Genomic DNA, 17,578 nt, shown 5'->3' with positions numbered 1-17,578 from the left:
CTTTTGTCTCCTTATCCGGAAATCTTCCCGCGGATGATTTCCAGCGCTTTGTCAAAAACAGGATCCTGTCCTGCCTGGAAACCCTCAACTGTCGGGAGGACCCGGATATCCGGGGAAAACCCTTTGTTGTAGATATCCTCCCCGTCCTGGGCAATGCACCTGCGTGTGCAGATCCGGAAGAATCCGCCGCTTTCAAGCCGCTCACACAGGGGCTGGCCGCTGGTGCCCGCGGTATTGTTCCCGATGAACACCGCGTCCGTGTACATTTTCATCACGTCGATGAAATCCTCCGCCGCGGAAACGGTATATTCATTCATCAGGACGGCGACGGGGCCCTCCAGCTTTCCGGGCGTTTCGGCATGGACCGTATTCCCTTCGTCCCGGGTGTAGAATGTATTCCTTCCCATCCGGTAGAGCTTCAGGTTCCATGCCTCGTTTTCGAATTTCGCCTGTGCCTCCCCCGGCGTCAGGTCCCGGAAATCCTCCCGGTTCATGGCCCATGCCTTGTACGTCGGCTCATACACCTGGGTTTCCGCGAAACAGCTCCGGAATTCCCCGCCGATAAACAGCGCCGCGATTTTGTCGGCATTCCCGCTGTTCCCGCCGGTGTTTCCCCGGACGTCGATGATATATCCCTTCGCGTTTTTCAGTTCGTCGAAGCAGGCATAAATCTTCTCCGGCATGGAATCATCCATGAACGAAACCATCCGGATCACCGCGATCCCGTCATCCGTAACCCGGACCTGATATGTATCCGAGCCGCTGACCTGCCGCAGGCCATCCTCCGCCCGGGCGGCATACTCCGGCTTGTGCCATGTGATTTTCGACGGGTCTTCCCTTTCCAGCCGGATATCGAACGGCTTGCCGTCCTTCTCAAATGTGTATACCGCGCTGCTTCCGCGCCGGCCGGTCATGATCTCGCTGGCCGCCGTAATCCCGCAGGCGTCCCCGTGCGCGTGCCAGAAATACGGCAGGCAGTTTTCCCGCACGTACTCGTCCACGTCCGTCCCGTCGATCTTCACCAGGGTGCTGAACAGGGGAATCCGGTCCCGGAGTTCCTCCGAGGTCTGCAGCACGACAAACTGCCCGATCTTCCCCAGGATCACGGGAATCATGGCGCAATACTCCGGATCGCTGTAAATCTCCCCGGGAAGGGTGACGTCCGTGTGGCCGTCATTCAGCAGCGCGAGGAAGCGCTTCAGCTCCCGGTAATAGTCATATGCGTTGTCTGTTGCCAGAACCCGCTCCAGCGCCTTCCGGTATTCCGCGTCCCAGTCGATGTCCACCTTGTCCCAGAACGCGAAATTGTAGGCCGCCTCCTTCCAGATCCTGGAAAGCTCATAGATCTTCAGGCTGTCCGGTATGTTTTTCATGTTCCTCCACCTCTTTTTTATGCCCAGGGTTTTGAACGGTTCATAATCTGGTTCTTGTACCCGCAGGGCGAGTGCACATATTCATCCGCCACCGCCAGCAGGCTGAACAGCAGTCCGCCCTGCGTCATGTTGATACCGTAAGCCGTCTCCGCCTGCCCGCCTTCATTTACAACAGAGATCGATACCACCGGATCGTTCCCGTGGTTTCCCCGGATGCTCATCAGGTACTCCAGGGCTTTGTCGATCTTCTCGCCGCTCACCCCCAGAGCTTTCACCAGCGTATCCCGCCGGACATACTCGCCGCCCTTCAGGCCGTACAGGTATTTCAGCAGTGCCGTGTTCGCCCTGTCGGAGAGGAACCGGAACAGGGCCCGGATATCATCCGACTCTTCCAGGTACCGGCCGAAGCCTTCCCCGCTGGGCTGTTTCTGAAAAACGTAGAACTCCCGGTCTTTCGCCAGCGACATATAGGTAAATCCATGGTTGCAGGCATAGGTGCTGGCCATCCGGCTGCTCCCGTCCCCGCCGTCCGGCAGGGGCCAGTAATCGCTGTTCTCCACCCAGGCGCCGATCTGGAATGCCCACAGGATCCCATGGATTTTGTCGATAAACGCCCGGGAGGCGCTGTCCGCATCCGCGCCGGACTCCCGGAAGGATTCCCACAGCCGGTTCAGTTCCCGTACCACCCGCTGTTCAATCCCCATGTCCTTTTCAGCGCGTCCGTAGAGGTAATCAATCGGCACATGGAAAAAATCCGCGATCCGGGGAATCAGGTCCCCCTCCGGGTAGCTCCCGTTTTCCCATTTCGATACCGCCTGGGCGCTCACGCCCAGGTTCTGCGCCAGGTCCTCCTGGGTGACTTTGGCCTCTTTCCGCAGACCCTGTAAAATACTTCCGAATGACATGATGTCGTCCTCCTTTTTTCTCATTCCGCTGCGCGCCGGTTGGAACGATACCACCATAACACCACTTTCGGTTGAGCGGAACAGCGGATTTCAACTGAAGTTTAAATTCCGGTAGGACATCTGCCTGTTTTTCTACTGTAAGTTGTTTTTGGAGAAAAGTAAAGGGGCCTGGCGCAAAAAACCCGGGCGGCGGGATCTTCCCGCCGCCCGGGGCTGGTTTCCGTATGGGATTATTCCTTTTCTTCTTCAACCTTCTTTACCCGGAAGAACACCGCGGCCAGCGGTGGCAGGACAATCTCGCAGGAGAAGGGATGCTCCTCCTGGGGGATTTCCTCCGCGCGGCGGACCGTGCCGTTGTAGAGGTTGCTCCCGCCGAATTCCGCCCGGTCGGAGTTCAGGATTTCCGTCAGTTCGCAGTCAAAGGGCAGCCCGATGCGGTATTCCAGGTACGGCTGGGGCGTGAAGTTCACCGCGCAGGCGATATACCCGTCCTCCCCGTCGGAGCGCATCACGGCCGCCACGCTGCGGTCCTTGTCGTTCACGTTCAGCCACTTGAAGCCGTCCCAGCTGTCGTCCACCGTATGCATGGCCGGCTCGTCCCGGTACAGGCGGTTCAGGGCTTTCATGTACTTCTGCAGGTCCGGATGCCGTTCATACGCCAGCAGGAACCAGTCCAGCTGTTCGGTGTCCCGCCATTCCACAAACTGGCCGAACTCCCCGCCCATAAACAGCAGCTTCTTGCCGGGGTGCACCATGTAGTATCCGTACAGTGCCCGCAGGCCCGCGAATTTCTGCCACAGGTCGCCGGGCTGCTTCTCGATCATCGAGTGCTTGCAGTGCACCACCTCATCGTGGGAGAAGGGCAGCACATAATGCTCGCTGAACGCGTACATCATCGAGAAGGTGATCTTGTCGTGGTGGTACTTCCGGTAGATCGGGTCCATCTCGATATAGGAGAGGATGTCGTTCATCCAGCCCATGTTCCATTTGAAGCTGAAGCCCAGGCCGCCTTCCTCCACAGGATGGGTGACCTTCGGGAACGCGGTGGATTCCTCCGCCACGGTAATCGCGCCGGGGCATTCCCGGTTCACGGTCTCGTTCAGGGTCTGCAGGAAGCGGATCGCGTCCAGGTTTTCCCGCCCGCCGTACTGGTTGGGCAGCCACTGGCCCGGATCCTTGCCGAAGTCCAGGTACAGCATGCAGCTGACGGCGTCAAAGCGCAGGCCGTCCGCATGGTATTCCTTCAGCCAGAACAGCGCATTGGATTTCAGGAAGCTGGCGGACTCGCCCCGGGCATAGTCAAACAGCAGCGTTCCCCACTGCGGCATCTCCGCCCGGCGGGAATCCGCGTGCTCATAGCAGGGTGTTCCGTCAAACAGGCGCAGGCCTGCCTCGTCCTTGGGGAAGTGCGCGGGAACCCAGTCCAGGATCACCGCGATGCCCGCCTGGTGCAGCTTGTCCACCAGGTACCGCAGCTGGTCCGGCGTGCCGTAGCGGGAGGTCGGCGCGTAATAGCCGATCACCTGGTAACCCCAGGAGCCGTCAAACGGATGCTCCATCACCGGCATGAACTCCACGTGCGTGTAGCCCATGTCCTGCAGGTAGGGCACGAGCTCATCGGCAATCTCGGCGTAGTTCAGGATGCGCCCGCCTTCTCCCCGCCGCCAGGTGCCCAGGTGCATCTCATAGATATTCATGGGCTTGCGGATGGGCTCCCCTTCCTTCCGGGATTCCATCCATTCGCTGTCATGCCATTCATACCCGGAAAGGTTCCGCAGCCGGCTGCCGTTGCTGGGCCGCATCTCCATTTCAAACCCGTAGGGGTCGGCCCGCATATACCATTCCCCGTCCGCGCACAGGACCGCGTACTTATACGTGCGCAGCCGGTCCGCCGCTTCGGGGTAATTGTACCGCTCCGGGTCGCGTTCCGGGCGGAACAGCGCGTCCGGCAGCCGCAGCTCCCAGATCCCGTCATATTGTTTTTCCATGGGGTAAGCTTCCCGGTCCCAGCCGCAGAACTCGCCCACGAGGGATACAGCCCGGGCATTGGGCGCCCAGACGGAGAAATGCCATTTCAGTTCCCCGTCTTCCTCCACGGGATGCGCGCCGAGGAAGTCATACGCGTCCGCGCAGCTTCCGTTATGGAAACTGTCCCTGCGCTGTCCGTCCGGCGGATTGTACCACATATCGCCAAGCCCCCTTATTCTTTTTTCTGTAAGGTGATTATATCATATCCGGCGCGGATTTCCCCATATTTTTTTGCCGGCTTTTTCCGGGTTCCCGCTTTGCGCCAAAAAGCCGGAGCCATACAGCTCCGGCATGTTCCGTGTTATGGATTGAGGCCCATTTCCTGCTTCACGCGCCACAGGCGGTCGGGATAGTCGCTCATGATGCAGTCCACACCGATGGACAGCAGGTACGCCATGTCCTTCTCATCATTCACGGTCCAGTACTGCACCGCCATGTTGTGCGCGTGTGCGTAGTTGATCACCCGGGCGGTGCCCAGGTTGATATACTTGCTCTCCTTCGGGTCGTTGAAGGGCAGCTGCAGGATCCCGCAGGGCGGCGTATAATCCTGCTTGTTCAGTGCGGCCGCCAGGTAGAAATTGATCACCTCGCCGGCAAACGCGCCGCGCATCAGGTCCGGATAGGTTTTGTCCTTATATTCGGAAACTTCCCCGTGGAAGGATCCGAACGCCACGCGGTCCACCATGTCCCGCGCCTTCAGCTCGCTGTAGAGCTGGTCCACCGCGCGGAAGCCGATCTCCCCGCCGTTCTTGATCTCGATGATGTAGTAGTACCGGCCGATGCTTTCCAGGTAATCCAGCGCTTCCGTCAGGGCCACGATGCGCAGGTCATCCGGCACGTCTTCCCCGTGCAGGTTAGCATAGGGGCTTTCCCCGCTGTCGCTCACAAACTTCGCGCCCATGTTCAGCTTCCGCAGCTCGTCGAAGGTCATTTCCTCCGGCCGCACATGCTCGCGCCCGAATACCTCCACGCTGTCGGAGGTGCGGTCCATCTCGTTGTCATGGAGCAGCACCAGCACGTCGTCCTTTGTCAGGTGCAGGTCAAACTCAAACACGTCAATGGAAAAGTCCACGTCCTTCGTGCAGTTCTTCAGCGCCATCATGGTTTCTTCCGGCATGATGCCGCCGCCCGCGCGGTGCGCGCTCACCTGGGTCTTCCCCGTAATAAAGGAGTTGCTCGTCTCATAGTGGATGATGTCATTGGGGCTGGAACGGTGGCGGAACATCAGGAAGCCGGCAAGGCCGACCAGCAGTACCAGGACCAGCAGGACCGTCAGGATCCTCAGGACAATTTTCAGGCCGCGCATAGGAAACAATCCTCCATATTCTTTTTTCGGTCTCTCCAAACCGGACAGAATTTTCCTGTCAGAATATAGTTCACCTGCCCGCATCCGTTATCCTGCCGAAGCGATAAATATTCCTTCTATTCCCCGCGATGGCGATTCACTGTCCGCCCTTGCCGGTCCGCCTTTCCCATTCCTTCATCAGCAGCGGCTGGATCTCCGGATACGTCCACGCCTCCGGCAGGTCATCCCGGATCACAATCCGTTCAATCTCGCTGTGGAGTTCTTTTTCAAATTCCCGCACGTCCGCGGAAAACAGCATGCCGAAGGTCTCCTGCCCGTCGAAATTCCCGGGCGCCGTCACCGAATAGACGCAGACCGGCTCCATGGTGAAGTCGATGGCTCCGGTTTCCTCGTACAGCTCGCGCTTCGCGGTATCCAGGATACCCTCTCCCGGCTCCCGGTGTCCCCCGGGCACTTCCAGGGTGTCACGATCCCGGTGCTTGCAGAACACCCAGTGTCCCTCCGTCCGGGTAATGATCACCGCAAACCGGAGCTTCCCGTCGTCCACCCGGTCATAAAACTGTACCTTCGTCATACATAGCCTCCTGTATGTCCTCCGGAGCCTCCCGCACCTGCGGGGAAACAATTCTCCGCTTCTTTTTCCACTGCCGATTATACCGGCCGGAAGCTTCCGTGAACAGTCCCGATTCAGAAAATAAGAAACACCCGCAGGTCCGCAGAAAGGCCGGAAGCCTTCCCGGCTTCCGGCCCGTCGCGATTCAGTTATGTTTCCAGGTTTATCTTCGCCGGTTGTTCCGCTTTCACTCCGCCGGGCGGATTGTGATTCCGTAATCGTCATTGCTCTGCCCAGCCAGGGAGAACGGAATCACAGCGGGGCAGATCCTGTCCTTGTGATCCCGGTCAAAGAGATAAACATAGGGAACGCCGTCCGGGGTCAGGTATGTTTTGGCTTCGCACCCGATGTAATCCGGATCAATATTCCGTACGTCCAGGGAAGTGATGTTCATGCCATCATCCAGCGTCATGGCGAAAACCGCGAGGACCTTCCGGGCGGTGTTCACCGCGTTGCCGTATATGGTCAGCGTTCCTGCCTGTGGATCATAAAAAGTCCGGTCCGGTGTCAGGGCCACCTTGTCCCCCTGCAGGTTCCAGGTCCGGTCATGCTGCCCGTCCCGATTCACATGCAGCAGGCGCACCGGGGAGGAGTCCCGCCTGGACGTCCATTCAACATACTCCCACCGGGCGGAGTAGAATCCTCCCTTTCCGTCCGGCAGCATATTCCTGGAAAATTCATCATCCAGCCTGTACCGCTCTTCCCCGTGATCCAGGCAGATCATTTCGATTGGCCCGTCCGGGATGCTGAAATCCCGGTATGTCATTATAAAGACGCCGTCTTCCAGGGCAATCGCATAACTTGAATGCAGCTTGTCTGCCAGTTTACGTTTGACCAACGTGTCTGTTCCGTTGTACCAGATCCGGTCCGCTTCTTCCGTTTCATAAATAATAATCCGGTTATCCCAGCGCGTCGCCTTCACGCGTTCGCTGAAAGGAGTCACCTCCGTCAGCCCGCTGTCCTCCCACCGGGCTGTCGCGTTGAGCGGCGGCCATTTTTCCGCAGCTCCCTCTTCAGATGGAATCCGGCAGAGCATACAGACCAGGCCTTCCGGCCCGATCACCGGTTCCGGCGGCGTCTTCCGGTCATAGTCTCCGCCCGTCGTCAGGCTCCGGATTTTTTTCCCGTCCCGGTACCAGTCCACATGCCACGGTACCTCCGGTGAGTATACCCGGACAATCACGTTATGCGCGTCCAGCGGAAAAACCTCCCATAGCTGCACCGCGTCCCCTTCCTCGGGCACTTCCAGCCGGTACTGTTCATATTCAGCCGTTGCGGATGCGGATAGCAGCACCAGTAATGCCAGAATACCGGCAGCAATTCTCCTGATCATATCTTCCTCCTGTCAGAGGGGCGCAGGCACCCCTGCGCCCCCTTCCGGCTTTCTTTCATTTACTCGTTCGCAGGCTTCACCAGCACGGCGCGGCTCATATCCACGGTTCCGTCTTCCTCGTCCACGGGCGCCATCCAGAGTTCATCCGGAATGATTTCCAGGTACGGGTACAGGAACGACGCGCCGGTTGCCCAGTCGCTGTCAAAGCCGTCATGATCCGGGAACATGATATTCCCGCTGCCGTCCACCAGGGCCAGGCTCATCGCCCATGGATCCACGATATCCAGTTCGTCTCGTTCCCACAGGGGAGTTCCGTCATCGTCGAGGACATATGCCCCGTTCTCCTCGATATAAGCCGCCATGGTTTCCGGATTGACCTTGATATCCAGGGTAATGTAGGTCATCAGAGGCGTGAACGTCGCGTCCACAGTCTTCGCTGTCAGTTCCGGCAGCACGGCTTCCTGCTCCGGATGGAAGGTCTTCACCCGGGACTGCACGTCCCCGGGATCAAAGGTGAAGGTCACCATGCCCTTGTCCGGTACCAGCAGGTTTCCGTCCGCGTCCTTCTTCTCTGGATGATGGTAATAGTTGTCGATATCCTGGATTTCCCCGATCGGCATACTGATCTCCGTCGGCCCGTCCAGGTATACGCCTTCTTCGTACAGCCGCCAGGCTTCCGTGATGATGATTTCCCCGGGGACGTCGCTGCCGGAGATCATGCTTTCCGAGCCGCTCGGCATATTCATGCATTTCCCGTTGAACCAGATATGGTCGATCCACCAGCCGACATGGTAGTCTTTATACAGTTTCTCTTCGACGTCACCGAGCATTTCTTCCTTGCCGAAGGCTTCTTCCGCATCCGGTATCCGGTAGCTGCGCTGGATCAGCAGGGTGCGGCCGTCATATCCGGCTTCTTTAATCGAAATCTCCACATTGTTGACCGTTTCCGTATGCAGGTCCTTCTGCATCACGCTGTCCGCGTTCACCGGTGATTCACCGGCCAGGTGCGGCAGCTGCCCGAACAGGTTCCACTGGGTCGCAGCCAGCGCCGCCGCGGCGATCATGACCACCAGGGCGATTGCGATCACCAGCGTGCGTCCGCTGAACCGTCCGGCGGTTTTAATCGCCTGTTTTGTACTTTCTTTCATTTGTGCCTCCTGTAAAACGATATTCTCCAGCGTCATTTCCACCCGGTTGTGGAAATGCTCCGGAACATCGGGGGTTACAGAAGCAAGCTGCTTTTTGAATTCATCGGTATTCATCATTCTGCCCCCCTTTCCAGGAGAATGGTCCTGCCCAGCTGTCTCCGTGCGCTCCTCATACGGGTTTTGACGGTGTTCTCCGGAATTCCCAGGGCCTCCGCCATTTCCTGTATGGAGTATCCGTCCACATAATGAAGCGTCACCAGGGTCCTCAGCTCCGGCTTCAGCTTCCCCACCGCCTCCAGCACCGGCGAATCCGGTTCCGGCGGTTCCACTTCCTGTGCGGCAGCGTCCTCCAGGGGGATGAAGCTCCATTTTTTGCGTTTTCGCAGCATGTCCCGGCACCGGTTGGTGAGGATCCGCGCCATCCACGGCCTGAACTGCTTCAGGTCCCGCAGCGTGTCCCTCTTTTCCCAGGCCCTGATCAATGCATCCTGTACCGCGTCCTCCACATCCGCGTTATTGCCCATATAGGACCACGCGACGCGGTAAAGCAGCTTCTCAATCCGCCTGACTTCCGCTTGAAACATCAAAGCATCCACGACATTATTCTCCTCCACATCTTCGTTTGCGCGTCCGCTGCACGAAGACCCTCCTGAACAGCGCTTTTTCAGGTTCCGTCTATATGACGAATCAGAATGACAAATGGTTTTCTTCTATGGAAATTTCTTTTTGGCCGGCTGTATTTCAAAAAACCCTCCATAGAAACAGTTTAACTGTTTTCCATGGAGGGAGCAATATAATACCGGTTCTGTTACAGCAGCGCGCGCTGGATCTTGCCGCTGACGGTCTTGGGCAGCTCGTCGCGGAACACCACGATCCGGGGATACTTGTACGGCGCGGTGTGCTGCTTGACGTAGTTCTGGATTTCCTTCTTCAGCTCTTCGGTCGGCTCCGTGCCCTTGGTCAGCACGATGCTGGCCTTGACCACCTGGCCGCGCACCTCGTCGGGTGCCGCGCTCACGCCGCACTCCAGCACGTAGGGCAGCTCCATGATCACGCTCTCGATTTCGAACGGCCCGATGCGGTACCCGCTGGACTTGATGACGTCGTCCGCGCGGCCCACGTACCAGTAGAAGCCGTCCTCATCGCACCAGGCCAGGTCGCCGGTATGGTACCAGCCGTCGTGCATGACTTCCTTCGTCTTTTCCTCGTCGCGGTAATAGCCGCGGAACAGGCCGATCGGGATACCGTTGGAGATATCCACGCAGATCTCACCCGGCGTACCGTCGGGAACGGGGTTGCCGTCCGCGTCCAGCAGGCACACATGGTAGATCGGGGCGACCTTGCCCATGGAACCCAGCTTGTGGTTCGCGCCGGCCAGGTTGCCGATGATCATGGTGCTTTCCGTCTGGCCGAAGCCTTCCATGATCTGCAGGCCGGTCTGCTTCTCGATCTGCCGGTAAACCTCCGCGTTCAGCGCTTCGCCGGCGCTGGAGGCATGGGTCACGGAGCTCAGGTCGTACTTGCTCAGGTCCTGCTTGCACAGCATGCGGTACATGGTCGGCGGCGCGCAGAAGGTGGTGATATTGTACCGGGCAAACAGCGGCAGGATATCCGCCGCGTCGAAGCGATCGAAGTCGTATACGAAGATTGCCGCCTCGCACAGCCACTGGCCGTAAATCTTGCCCCAGCCGGCCTTGGCCCAGCCGGTGTCGGAAATCGTCAGGTGCAGGCCGTTCGGGTTCACGCAGTGCCAGTACTTTGCGGTATGCAGGTGGCCCAGCGGGTGCTTGTAGCTGTGGGCCGCGATCTTCGGATAGCCTGTGGTGCCGGAGGTGAAGTACATCAGCATCAGGTCATCGCCGCAGGGGGTATCCTCGGTGCGGTTGTAATGGGTGGAATACATCTGGTATTCCTCGTCGAAGTTGTGCCAGCCTTCCCGCGTGCCGTTCACGATCAGTTTCAGTTCCAGGCCCGGCGCGTTCTTCGCGGCCAGGTCGGCCTGGTGGGCGGTATCCCCGTCCGCGGTGCAGATGATCGCCTTCACGCCGGCGGCGTTGAAGCGGTATTCAAAGTCATGCTCCTGCAGCTGGGCCACGGCGGGAATCGCGATGGCGCCGATCTTCTCCAGCGCCAGGATGGAGAACCAGAACTGGTAGTGCCGCTTGAGCACCAGCATCACGCGGTCGCCCTTTTTGATGCCCAGGGACTTGAAGTAGTTGGCGCAGCGGTTGGACGCGCGCTTCATATCGTTGAAGGTGAACCGGTGTTCGTTCTTCTCCCGGTCCAGGTGCAGCATGGCCAGCTTGTTCGGCACTTCGTCCGCAATCGCGTCGATGACGTCGAAGGCGAAGTTGAACTTCTCGGTATTCTTGAAGGTGATCTTCGTTGGCGTGCCGTTCTCGTCCTTTTCCACGTCGGCATAGCGGTGCCACACACGGGTGCGGCCGTTCTCCGCCGGGAACTCCTGCAGGGCGGTGCCGGGCATGGCCTTCTCCGGCGTCAGTTCCGGAATCGGGGCGCCGGTGGGGTTCAGGACGATTGCGTAGAACAGGCAGTCCTTGCCGCCCACGGCGATCATGCCGTGCGGGGTGCCGGAATCGTAGTAAATGGAGTCGCCGGGATACAGGATGCTGATATGCTCGCCCACCTGCACCTTCAGGGAACCCTCGATGACGATATCGCACTCCTGCCCTTCATGGGTGGTCAGCTTGATATCCTCCTTCTCCGCTTCCGGGCTGTAGGCCGCCTGTACGTACAGGGGTTCCGCGATCCGGTTCCGGAAGGAAGCCGCCATGTTGTAGTAGATCATGTCGTGGGCTTCCTCAATGCGCTGGCCTTCGCCCTTCCGGGTCACCGTGAAGGAGTTCAGGTTCGGGCTGGAGCCCTCGATGATATCGCCGACGTCGACGCCGAACGCCAGCGCACAGCGGTACAGGAACGCGAAGTTCAGGTCTGACCGGCCCATTTCGCAGTCGATGTATTCCTGTTCCGTCACGCCGGTTTTGCTGGCCATCTCCGCAATCGTGAGGTTTTCAATCTCGCGCAGTTCCCGGATCCGGTGTGCCATCTCCTGGATCTTGAAGTTCAGTCCCGTCATCTGTGCCATACTCAACAACCTCCTAACCGAAGGTCCAGGGCGATCGGAAAGCCCTGGTCGCATCCGCAGATGCGAAATCTTCTCAAAGATTTAAATAACGGTTTCAAAGTTTAATCCTTATGAGATCCGAAGGGGGTGGGCGCTGCCGCGCGCGGTGCGCGAGGCGGGGATCCCGCCCGCGGTGCGCGTGCGATTCCTTGCGGAAAGCCCCCCAATCTCTCGGAAAGCCCTCCAATATCCCGCATGAAAAAATGCCCGTCTCAAAGGATTGCTTTGAGACGAGCATGGAATATCATACCCGCGGTACCACTCAAATTGCGGTTTCCTGAAAAACCGCCCCTTCAGGCTCCGTCAAGCCCTTTTGCCCTTACGCGGCTGGTTCGGGAAGGCTCTACTCGCGTTTCCGCTTTCTTCCTTCCGGCTCCGGAGCGACAGCTGACAGGTTCTTCCCGCGGCTCGCACCAACCGCCGCGTCTCTGATGGCCGAATTCCTGTTGCCCTCTCCTTCAAAGCCTTTAACGGGAGTTTACGCTTTTCCCCGTTGCTTGTCAACGGTTTCCGTTGTTTTTTGTTCGTACCGCCTTATTCCAGCCAGAGTACCCGCAGTTCATCTTCCCTGAAATCCCGGTCCGCGGTTACCGTCCGGGCTTCCCCGGGATACAGCGTCAGCCAGTTATCCGAGAACCTTGCCTCCCCGGCCTGCAGCTCCACGCCCGTGCAGAAGGTGTCCGCCTGCAGGGTGACCTGCCGGCCCGAGCGGATCATCCGGATCTTCGGCTCCCGGAAGGGGAAATACTTCGGCAGCGTGCCCAGTTCCATGCATTCGCTCACGGGGTTTCCATCCCCGTCCAGCAGGACGCACTGCACGATCTCCGGCTCTTCCCCGCCTTCCGGCAGGACTTCGCCGGCCTTCACGCTGGCCATTGCCGGGCAGTCCGCTTCCAGCCGGAGCTCGCGGAGCTTCCGGCCTTCATCGTCCCGGACCACGCACTGCGCGGTACCCCGGAAAGGCTCCCGCCGCTCATTGGTCACATGGACCGTATATCCGTTTTCCCCGCGGCACAGCGTGACCGCCGTCGGCGCGAAGAAATGCCGTGCCCGGTACTGCAGGGCCTTCCACCGGCCCAGGGAGTCGATGCTCGCCCAGCTGGCCACCGGCCAGCAGTCATTTACCTGCCAGTAAATCGCGCCCATGCACCGGCCGCGGTTCCGCCGCCAGTGTTCCACGCCCGCGCGCACCGCCTCCGCCTGCAGCCACTGGCTCGCGTGGGCCAGCTTCTCCATGGAGAAGGGGTAGCGCAGCGTCTGGCTCAGGTAATACAGCGTTGTCGCGTTGCCGCTGCGGCACTTCTGGTGGCTTTCCATCACCCTAGAGAAGGGATTCATCTCCCGTTCCTCATGCACAAAGGTCTTCAGCGTATCCATGCGGGGGAACGACTCAAAGCCGAACTCCGAGCAGAACCGCGGATACCGCTCCGTGAAATCCGAGAAGGGCCGCCGCCCGTGCCACACAGACCAGTCGTGCACGTCGCCCCGGTCCAGGCTGTTCGGGTCGTCAAACCCGCCGCCGGAGGACGGCGAAGACGGCCAGTAGAACACGTCCGGCGCTTCCTTCGCGCATACGTCCTTCAGCAGGTGCTCAAACTGCTCCAGGTAATCCTGCTTCAGGTATTCCGGCTGGTCCTTCACCCCGCCCCAGCTGAGCCAGGCGGTTTCCATCTCGTTGTTGCCGCAGATGAGCCCCAGGGACGCGTGGTGCCGGAAGCGGCGGATGTTGTCCTCCGCCTCCCGGGCAATGCTCTCCCGGAAAGCGTCCGTCAGCTTGTAGGTGTTGCAGGCGAACATCAGGTCCTGCCATACCACCAGTCCCATCTCATCGCACAGGTCAAAGAACGTCTCATCCGGATAGATGCCGCCGCCCCATACGCGGATGGAATTGAAATGGCAGTCCCGGCAGTCCTTCAGCAGCTGTTCCGTCTTCTCCCTCGTCACCCGGGAAAGCAGGTTGTCCTCCGGGATGTAGTCCCCGCCCATGGCGAAGAAGTCCACCCCGTTGCAGCACAGGGCGAAGCTTTCGCCCCATTCGTCCTTCTTCCGGGAAACGGTCATCGTCCGCAAGCCCACGCGCAGGGTCTTTTCGTCTTCCGCCTTTCCGCCGGTGAGGGCGGCCGCCTTCAGGGTATACAGCGGCTGGCTGCCCAGGCCGTTCGGCCACCATAGCCGCGGGTTCTCCACGGTGAGTCGGATGGTTTCCCCGGGCATTCCTTCCGCGGCGGCTGCGGGATTGCCGTCCGGGTCCAGCAGCTCCAGGGATACCCGTTCCGCGCCGGTTTCTATACAGACTTCCAGGTCCGCGCGGTTTTCGCTGTGCACCTGGCGGATGCGGATGTCCTCCAGGCGGCTGTCGTAAAACTCAATCCGGCACGGGCGCCAGATGCCGGCGTCCGGAAGCCGGGGGCCCCAGTCCCAGCCGAACATGTAGTGTGCCTTGCGCAGGAAGCCGGTGCCCTTCAGCTCGCTTCCGCCGTCCCAGGATACCTCCGGGTTTTCCTTCGCCGCGTTTTCCACATAGTCCATCGCGGGATCAAAGGATATGCGGATGCTGTTTTCCCCTTCCTTCAGCAGTTCCTTCACCGGGAAGCGCCAGGTGCGGTGCATGTTGTCCGTGCGGGCAGTTTCCTGCCCGTTCACCTCCACCGCCGCCAGGGTATCCAGCCCCTCAAACACCAGGTCCGCGTGCGCATGTGCAAGTTCTTCCGCGGTCACGCGGAAGGAACGCGCAAAACACCACCTGCGCCGGGTTTCGGCACAGGCGGTGAACTCATTCATTCCGTCAAACGGATCGGGAATTTCCCCGTGCTCCAGCAGGGTATTCAGTACGCTGCCCGGCACTTCGGACGGAAAGCTGTGTCCGTCCTCCCCGGTCATTTCCCATGTTCCGCACAGATTCAGTTTTTTCATACAGGCAGCCCCTCTCGTCAGGGTTGTTCTCAGTTTACAGGCTGAACGGTTCCAGCGGCAGTCCGTTTCCGCCGAAGAGGTTCACCTTGTCGGACCAGTCCGTCCAGGCGTACCGGGCCTTCACCGGATGCTTGATGCCTTCCGCCTTCAGGCGCAGGGTATTTCCGCTGATTTCGCCTTCCGCGGAAACAAACTTTCCGTCCCCGCCGGCGATTTCCAGCAGGCGCGGGGCCTCCCCGTCGGATGTTTTCACCGGCTGCGTCAGGCGGACCGCCAGGGTATCCCCATCTGCGTACATGTCCAGCGCCCGCGGGGAGACTTCCCCGTTTTCGCCGGCCATCGCCAGGGCCAGCTCCGCCAGCCGCTCGCCCACCGGGCGTTTCTTCACCGGGTGGATATTGCCGTATTCGCCCTCATCCAGCAGGCAGATCATCCCGATATTCCGCACGGCGTCCCGGACCGCGGCCTGCGAAAGCCGCGTCTTCGCCCACTGGAAGGTATCCTCCGCTTCGAAGTCCAGCCACATCGGCAGCTGGACAAACAGGAAAGGCAGCTCCGGCGCGCGCAGCTTTTTCCGCCACAGCCGGATCATGGCCGCCATCAGCTCATCATAGCGGTCGGTCTGCCCGGCGTCTTCCTCGCCCTGGTAATACAGCACACCGGTCAGCGAAACCGGGCATACCTTGTCGAACATCATATGCACCAGGCCGTGCGGCCGGAACGGGGACCCCGGTCCCTTCGGCGGGAACCACGGGCACGGTCCGCAGGCCGCGGTGATTTCCGGCCACGTGCATCCCGGATGCCCGTCCTTGAAATCCGCGACGGTTTTGTCCCAGGCGTCCATCGTGCGCCGCCATTCCTTTTCTTCCCGGAGAAACTGTTCGATGGTCTTTTCGCCGCACTCCCGGTTATACCTTTCGGTATACCGTACGCCCTCGCCGGTTTCCCGCAGGGTATCCTCATCCATCCAGCAGGTGACGGAGGTCCCGCCCCAGTAGCATCCGATGATCCCCAGCGGGATATCCGGGTGCTTTTCCCGCATTTTCCGCGCGAAGAGCGTTGCCACAGCGCTGTTATACTTTCCATTCTCCGGGTCCGCCATGTGCCAGCGGGTGCGGTCAAACTGCGGCTCATTCCCGTCGTCATACGCCTGTTTGGGCACGTTGAAAAACCGCAGCAGCAGGTCCTTCAGGTCCGGAAGGGTTTCCGGGCCTTCCAGCGCGTACTGCAGCTCCAGTTCCATATTGCTCTGCCCGCCGGCCAGGTACACTTCGCCGATGGCGATGTCCCCCGCTTCCGCGGTCTCCGCGCCGGCTGCAAAGGTGATCCGGCAGCCTTCCTGCGCCTCCTGCGGTGGCAGGCTGATCAGGAACTTCCCGTCCCGCGCAGTGCTTTCGCCCCGCGCCAGCAGTTTTCCCGCCGCGTCCGTCAGGGCAGCGGAAACACACACACCTTCGGCAGCCTCGCCGAACAGGCGGATTTCCTTTCCGCGGCACAGGACCGCGCCGTCCGTAAACAGTGCGGACGGCTTCAGCTTCTTTTCCATATGGCTGGCTTATCCCCTGTTCTTCAGGTATTCCAGGTTCTTCCGGATCAGCTCCGCCCGCTGCCGCACGCAGTCCGAGCTGCGCAGCGGATCCTCCGGCGTGTTGAACACATAGTCAGTCAGGCGGTCCACGTCGGTCTCCGCCACATGCATCCGGGTATCGGAGGAGGCATAGTAGATATACACCTTGCCGTCGTCATCCGCGATGGCGCCGTTGGTGAACACCACGTTGCTCACGTCGCCGGTGCGTTCGCGCCCCAGCGGTCCCAGCAGCAGTCCGCCCGGCTCCGCGATAATCTTCGACGGATTCTTCAGGTCGGTGGCAAAGGCATACAGCACATACCGAAGTCCCGCGGCCGTGTTGCGCACGCCGTGGGCGATATGGATCCAGCCCCGGTCCGTGCGGATCGGCACCGCGCCGGCGCCGTTCTTGCTCTCGGTAATCGTATGGTACTTCCGGCGGGAAAGGATCTTCTCCTCGTCAATCACGGGATGCGTGATGTCGTCGCACAGGCCGAAGCCGATACCGCCGCCGCTTCCGGTCTCGATAAAGTCGTCCATCGGGCGGGTATAGAACGCGTACTTCCCGTCCACGAATTCCGGATGCAGCGCCACATTCCGCTGCTGCGGGGAGCGCAGGGTCTTCAGGTTCGGCAGGCGTTCCCAATTTTCCAGGTCCTTCGTCCGGACAATGCCGGCCGCGGCCACCGCCGCGGAAAGGTCCGGGTTGTTTTCGTCCTTGCTCTCGGAGCAGAACACGCCGTAGATCCAGCCGTCCTCATGCTGCGTCAGCCGCATGTCGTATACGTTGGTCTCCTGCTTTTCCGTGTCCGGCAGGATCACCGGGTAATCCCGGAAGCGGAAGCCCTCGGTGGGTTTGTCGCTTTCCGCCACGGCGAAGAAGCTCTTCCGGTCCGCGCCTTCCACGCGCACCACCATGCAGTACTTCCCGTTCAGCTTGATGGCGCCGCTGTTCATCGTCGCGTTGACGCCGAGCCGCTGCATCATGAAGGGATTGGTATCCGGGTTCGCGTCGTACATCCAGAAGGGCGGGATATGCTCCCGCGTCAGCACCGGGTTCCGGTAGCGGATGTACAGCCCGTTGTAGAAATGCTCGTCCGCCGGGTTCGGCCGCGCCAGCAGCCGCTCGTAGGCTTCCATCAGGGAATCAAAACTTCTGCTTCTCATGGCAAAACCTTTCTTTCTGCCTGTTTTTATCAAAACAAAGCCCGCCTGTACTGCAAATCAAGCAGCATGTCCACGGAAGG

Annotated in this window: 12 protein-coding genes; all 12 read right to left on the bottom strand. The window is 60.0% G+C overall.

The window, feature by feature from the left end; genetic code table 11:
* Positions 1-11: 11 nt before the first annotated feature.
* The 12 genes from JNO48_10160 to JNO48_10105 all read right to left on the bottom strand — a co-directional run bounded on the left by JNO48_10160 (position 12) and on the right by JNO48_10105 (position 17,498).
* The gene (locus JNO48_10160) at positions 12-1,373 is read right to left on the bottom strand and encodes a hypothetical protein (protein QTE67559.1); all 1,362 of its coding nucleotides are present in this window, start codon (positions 1,371-1,373) and stop codon (positions 12-14) included.
* 17 nt (positions 1,374-1,390) lie between these two features.
* Positions 1,391-2,278 carry a helix-turn-helix transcriptional regulator gene (locus tag JNO48_10155; protein ID QTE67558.1) on the bottom strand — a complete coding sequence of 296 codons (888 nt, stop codon included), beginning with the start codon at positions 2,276-2,278 and terminating at the stop codon, positions 1,391-1,393.
* Positions 2,279-2,508: 230 nt separating this feature from the next.
* Positions 2,509-4,464: a 1,4-alpha-glucan branching protein GlgB gene (gene glgB / locus JNO48_10150; protein QTE67557.1), complete on the bottom strand. Its 1,956-nt coding sequence runs from the start codon at positions 4,462-4,464 to the stop codon at positions 2,509-2,511.
* Positions 4,465-4,607: 143 nt separating this feature from the next.
* Positions 4,608-5,612, bottom strand: coding sequence for a hypothetical protein (locus tag JNO48_10145; GenBank protein QTE67556.1), 1,005 nt, complete (start codon positions 5,610-5,612; stop codon positions 4,608-4,610).
* A 136-nt stretch (positions 5,613-5,748) separates the two neighbouring features.
* Complete coding sequence (locus tag JNO48_10140; GenBank protein QTE67555.1) at positions 5,749-6,186, bottom strand: NUDIX domain-containing protein; 438 nt, start codon at positions 6,184-6,186, stop codon at positions 5,749-5,751.
* 226 nt (positions 6,187-6,412) lie between these two features.
* A complete protein-coding gene (locus tag JNO48_10135) occupies positions 6,413-7,558 on the bottom strand; it encodes a hypothetical protein (protein QTE67554.1) in 1,146 nt (381 codons plus the stop codon).
* A gap of 59 nt (positions 7,559-7,617) precedes the next feature.
* Positions 7,618-8,823, bottom strand: a complete 1,206-nt coding sequence (locus tag JNO48_10130) for a hypothetical protein (protein ID QTE67553.1) — start codon at positions 8,821-8,823, stop codon at positions 7,618-7,620.
* The gene (locus JNO48_10125) at positions 8,820-9,290 is read right to left on the bottom strand and encodes an RNA polymerase sigma factor (protein ID QTE67552.1); all 471 of its coding nucleotides are present in this window, start codon (positions 9,288-9,290) and stop codon (positions 8,820-8,822) included. Before JNO48_10125 ends, JNO48_10130 begins: the two co-directional genes overlap by 4 nt.
* Before the next feature lie 224 nt (positions 9,291-9,514).
* The gene (locus tag JNO48_10120) at positions 9,515-11,803 is read right to left on the bottom strand and encodes an AMP-binding protein (GenBank protein QTE69743.1); all 2,289 of its coding nucleotides are present in this window, start codon (positions 11,801-11,803) and stop codon (positions 9,515-9,517) included.
* A gap of 582 nt (positions 11,804-12,385) precedes the next feature.
* Complete coding sequence (locus JNO48_10115; GenBank protein QTE67551.1) at positions 12,386-14,764, bottom strand: glycoside hydrolase family 2 protein; 2,379 nt, start codon at positions 14,762-14,764, stop codon at positions 12,386-12,388.
* A gap of 34 nt (positions 14,765-14,798) precedes the next feature.
* Positions 14,799-16,310: a hypothetical protein gene (locus JNO48_10110; GenBank protein QTE67550.1), complete on the bottom strand. Its 1,512-nt coding sequence runs from the start codon at positions 16,308-16,310 to the stop codon at positions 14,799-14,801.
* 9 nt (positions 16,311-16,319) lie between these two features.
* Positions 16,320-17,498: a glycosidase gene (locus JNO48_10105; protein QTE67549.1), complete on the bottom strand. Its 1,179-nt coding sequence runs from the start codon at positions 17,496-17,498 to the stop codon at positions 16,320-16,322.
* Positions 17,499-17,578: the final 80 nt, after the last annotated feature.

Source organism: Clostridiales bacterium, from assembly GCA_017569285.1.
GTDB lineage: Bacteria > Bacillota > Clostridia > Christensenellales > Aristaeellaceae > Aristaeella.
This window is presented reverse-complemented; position numbering and strand designations above follow the sequence as displayed.

Bases quoted from the DNA above. Each gene is read 5' to 3' on its own strand.
- JNO48_10115 (QTE67551.1), bottom strand. From the start codon at position 14,764: ATGAAAAAACTGAATCTGTGCGGAACATGGGAAATGACCGGGGAGGAC.
- glgB (QTE67557.1), bottom strand. From the start codon at position 4,464: ATGTGGTACAATCCGCCGGACGGACAGCGCAGGGACAGTTTCCATAAC.
- JNO48_10155 (QTE67558.1), bottom strand. From the start codon at position 2,278: ATGTCATTCGGAAGTATTTTACAGGGTCTGCGGAAAGAGGCCAAAGTC.
- JNO48_10110 (QTE67550.1), bottom strand. From the start codon at position 16,310: ATGGAAAAGAAGCTGAAGCCGTCCGCACTGTTTACGGACGGCGCGGTC.
- JNO48_10130 (QTE67553.1), bottom strand. From the start codon at position 8,823: ATGATGAATACCGATGAATTCAAAAAGCAGCTTGCTTCTGTAACCCCC.
- JNO48_10145 (QTE67556.1), bottom strand. From the start codon at position 5,612: ATGCGCGGCCTGAAAATTGTCCTGAGGATCCTGACGGTCCTGCTGGTC.
- JNO48_10140 (QTE67555.1), bottom strand. From the start codon at position 6,186: ATGACGAAGGTACAGTTTTATGACCGGGTGGACGACGGGAAGCTCCGG.
- JNO48_10135 (QTE67554.1), bottom strand. From the start codon at position 7,558: ATGATCAGGAGAATTGCTGCCGGTATTCTGGCATTACTGGTGCTGCTA.
- JNO48_10125 (QTE67552.1), bottom strand. From the start codon at position 9,290: ATGTTTCAAGCGGAAGTCAGGCGGATTGAGAAGCTGCTTTACCGCGTC.
- JNO48_10160 (QTE67559.1), bottom strand. From the start codon at position 1,373: ATGAAAAACATACCGGACAGCCTGAAGATCTATGAGCTTTCCAGGATC.
- JNO48_10105 (QTE67549.1), bottom strand. From the start codon at position 17,498: ATGAGAAGCAGAAGTTTTGATTCCCTGATGGAAGCCTACGAGCGGCTG.
- JNO48_10120 (QTE69743.1), bottom strand. From the start codon at position 11,803: ATGACGGGACTGAACTTCAAGATCCAGGAGATGGCACACCGGATCCGG.